Source organism: Methylobacterium sp. J-026, assembly GCF_022829585.1.
Classification (GTDB): domain Bacteria; phylum Pseudomonadota; class Alphaproteobacteria; order Rhizobiales; family Beijerinckiaceae; genus Methylobacterium.
The window spans coordinates 1-3,435 of sequence record NZ_JAKSYC010000335.1 but is presented as its reverse complement, the minus strand read 5'-3'; the positions used below and the strand labels follow the sequence as shown (position 1 = coordinate 3,435).

The window sequence follows — 3,435 nt, the reverse complement described above, 5'->3', positions numbered from 1 at the left end:
GATCTGCACCGCCGCCACCTACATCGTGCTCAACCTCGCCGCCGACCTGCTCTCCGCGGCCGTGAACCCGAAGCTGAGGCGGGCATGAGGGTCATGTTCAAGCGCACCGCCCTCCCTCCCCCCTTTGCGGGGGAGGGTGGCCTCGTCCGTCTACCGTCGCGGGGAACGTCCCGATCGCCCAGTGGGCCCCCGGACCCGCCGCGCCGCCATGCCCCGATCTACACTCAGGCCTACAGTGTTTCCCTCCAGCGCGCCCGTCCGCACTCCCGGACTGCGGCGCCGGCCAGGGCGTCGTGGTCTGCGCCGGCGCCGCCTACGGCGTGCTCAACGTGCCCGCCCACCTGCCCGCCCCCGGCGTGAACCCGTAGCGGAGGCGGCCATGCGGGTCATGTTCAAGCGCACCGGCCTCCCTCCCCCGCAGAGGGGGGAGGGAGGGCGCGTGGGTCTAACGTCGCCGCCAACGTCCCGAGCGCCCGATGAGCACCGGCACCCCCATCGCCGGGACCACCGGCATCGCAGCGCCCACCGGCAACCCGGGCCTCGTCCAGGAACCCGGCACCATCACGGCCTTCTGGCGCCGCCTGCGCGCGCGCAGGAGCGCGATCGCGGGCCTCGTCATCGTCGGGCTGCTGATCCTGATGGCGGTCTTCGCCTCCTGGATCGCCCCCTACGACCCGACCGCCACCGACTGGGGCAACGTCCGCGGCGCGCCCAGCCTCGCGCACCCGTTCGGCGGCGATGAGGTCGGGCGCGATGTCCTCTCGCGGATCATCTACGGCGCCCGCGCCTCCCTCGGGGCGGGCCTCGTCTCGGTAGCGCTCGCCGTCTCCCTCGGACTGCCGCTCGGCCTGCTCGCCGGCTACGCGGGCGGCTGGATCGACGGGGCGATCTCCCGGCTGACCGACGCGCTGCTGGCGATCCCGTTCCTGATCCTGGCGATCGCGCTCGCGGCCTTCCTCGGCCCGAGCCTCGTCAACGCCATGATCGCCATCGGCCTGTCGGCGACCTCGACCTTCATCCGGCTGACCCAGGCGCAGGTGCGCGCGGTGGCGGCGGAGGAGTTCGTCGAAGCGGCCCGCGCCATGGGCAACCCGCCCTGGCGGATCGCGTTCGTCCACATCCTGCCCAACATCGTCCCGGCGATCCTCGTCCAGGCGACGCTGACCATCGCGGCCGCCATCATCGCGGAGGCGAGCCTGTCCTTCCTCGGCCTCGGCCAGCAGCCACCCGAGCCATCCTGGGGGGCGATGCTCAACACCGCCAAGAACTTCATGGATCAGGCGCCCTGGATGGCGATCTGGCCCGGCCTCTCGATCTTCCTGGCCGTGCTCGCCTTCAACCTGTTCGGCGACGGGCTGCGCGACGCCCTCGACCCGAGGCAGCGGACATGACGAAGCCCCTCCTCGACGTCCGCGATCTCGCGGTCGCCTTCGACACTGACGGCGGCGCGGTCCACGCGGTCAACGGCGTGTCCTACACCCTGCAGGAGGGCGAGACGCTCGGGATCGTCGGCGAATCGGGCTCCGGCAAGAGCGTGCACGTGCTGGCCATGCTGGGGCTGATCCCGCGCCCGCCGGGCCGGATCACCGGCGGGCAGGTGCTGTTCGAGGGCCGCGACCTCCTCGCCCTGAAGGAGCGGGAACTCCGAAACATCCGCGGCGGCGCGATCGGCTTCGTATTCCAGGACCCGATGAGTTCCCTCAACCCCGGCATGAGCGTGGCGGCGCAGATCGTCGAGCCCCTGCGGATCCATCTCGGCCTCGACGCCCGTGCGGCCCGCGCCCGGGCGAAGGACCTGCTCGACCTCGTCCGCATCCCGAACGCGGCCGCGCGCCTCGACCAGTACCCGCACGAGTTCTCCGGCGGCCAGCGCCAGCGGGTGATGATCGCCATCGGGCTGAGCTGCCGGCCGAAGCTGCTGATCGCCGACGAGGCGACCACGGCGCTCGACGTCACCGTCCAGGCCGAGATCGTCGCCCTGGTGCAGGAGCTGAAGCGCGAGCTCGGTATGGCGATCATCTGGATCACCCACGACCTCGGCGTGGTGGCCGGCATCAGCGACACCGTGCAGGTGATGTATGCCGGCCGCATCTTGGAGCGCGGCCCGGTGGACGACATCTTCGCCGATCCCCGCAACGCCTACACGCTCGGGCTGCTGCGCTCCCTGCCGGACCTCTCCGGCGGCCGGGCCGGGCGGCGGCGCCTGCACCAGATCGAGGGGGCGCCCCCGGACATGCGCCACCCGCCGCCCGGCGATCCCTTCGCGCCGCGCAACGCCTACGCGACGCCCCGCTGCCGGGCCGAGATGCCGCCCCTGGCGCAGGCGCCCGGCGGGGCGCCGGGCCACCTCGTCGCCGCCTGGTACGACCTGCCGAAGATCCTGGCGCAGGAGGCGGCACGGTGAACGCACCCCTCTATCCCGTCGTGTCGGTCCGGAACCTCACCAAGCACTATCCCCTGCGCTCCTGGTGGGGCGGCAAGGCCTCGGTGTTCCGCGCCGTCGAGGATGTCAGCTTCGACATCCGACCCGGCGAGACCCTGGGCCTCGTCGGCGAATCCGGCTCCGGCAAGTCGACGATCGGCCGGGCCGTGACGATGCTCAACCCGCCGACCTCCGGCACGATCGCGTTCGAGGGGACCGACCTCGCCAAGCTCCCGGCGGCGGCGATGCGGAAGATGCGCGCCCGGATGCAGACCGTATTCCAGGATCCCTACGCAGCCCTCAACCCGCGGATGAGCGCCGGGGACTACGTTGCGGAGGCGTTCAAGCTGCACCGGCGGGACATGCGCAGCGCCGAACGGCGGGAGGCGGTCGCGGCGTTGTTCCAGCGGGTCGGGCTCGATCCGCGGTTCATGGGGCGCTACCCGCACCAGTTCTCGGGCGGCCAGCGCCAGCGCATCTGCATCGCCCGGGCGATCGCCCTCAAGCCGAGCTTCATCGTCGCCGACGAGCCGATCGCGGCGCTCGACGTGTCGATCCAGGCGCAGGTGGTGAACCTGCTCCAGGATCTGCAGGACGAGATGGGCCTGTCCTACCTGTTCATCTCCCACGACCTGCGGATGGTGCGCTACCTCTGCCACCGGGTGGCGGTGCTCTGGCGCGGGCGGATCGTCGAGCTGGCCGAGGCGGACGCCCTCTACGCGGATCCGCGCCATCCCTACACCCGCCGCCTCCTCGCCGCCGTGCCAGTCCCGCACCCGGCCGAGGAGCGCGCCCGCCTCGCCGCCCGCGACCCCGGCGGCCACGACCAGCCGCCGGACGGGCCGCTCACCGAGGTGGCGCCGGGGCATTGGGTGGCGCTACCGGAGGGGAGGCCCGCGTGACGGCCTTCACGGCTTCCCCCTATCTCCACCTCATCCTGAGGCGCGAGCGCAGCGAGCCTCGAAGGAGGGCTCCAGCCAGCCGCGCGATCCCTGGAGGGCTCCTTCGAGGCC

3 protein-coding genes are annotated in these 3,435 nt (G+C 72.4%); all 3 read left to right on the top strand.

Going from position 1 to position 3,435, the window contains the following annotated elements; translation table 11 throughout:
• Positions 1 to 476 precede the first annotated feature (476 nt).
• From MKK69_RS29070 to MKK69_RS29060, 3 genes are read left to right on the top strand one after another with little or no spacing between them, the layout of a single operon-like run.
• On the top strand, positions 477 to 1,391 hold the full coding sequence (locus MKK69_RS29070; RefSeq protein ID WP_243973642.1) for an ABC transporter permease: 915 nt from the start codon (positions 477 to 479) through the stop codon (positions 1,389 to 1,391).
• On the top strand, positions 1,388 to 2,404 hold the full coding sequence (locus MKK69_RS29065; protein ID WP_243973641.1) for an ABC transporter ATP-binding protein: 1,017 nt from the start codon (positions 1,388 to 1,390) through the stop codon (positions 2,402 to 2,404). Before MKK69_RS29070 ends, MKK69_RS29065 begins: the two co-directional genes overlap by 4 nt.
• A complete protein-coding gene (locus MKK69_RS29060; protein WP_243973640.1) occupies positions 2,401 to 3,324 on the top strand; it encodes an ABC transporter ATP-binding protein in 924 nt (307 codons plus the stop codon). The genes MKK69_RS29065 and MKK69_RS29060 overlap by 4 nt, the downstream gene beginning before the upstream one ends.
• Positions 3,325 to 3,435 lie beyond the last annotated feature (111 nt).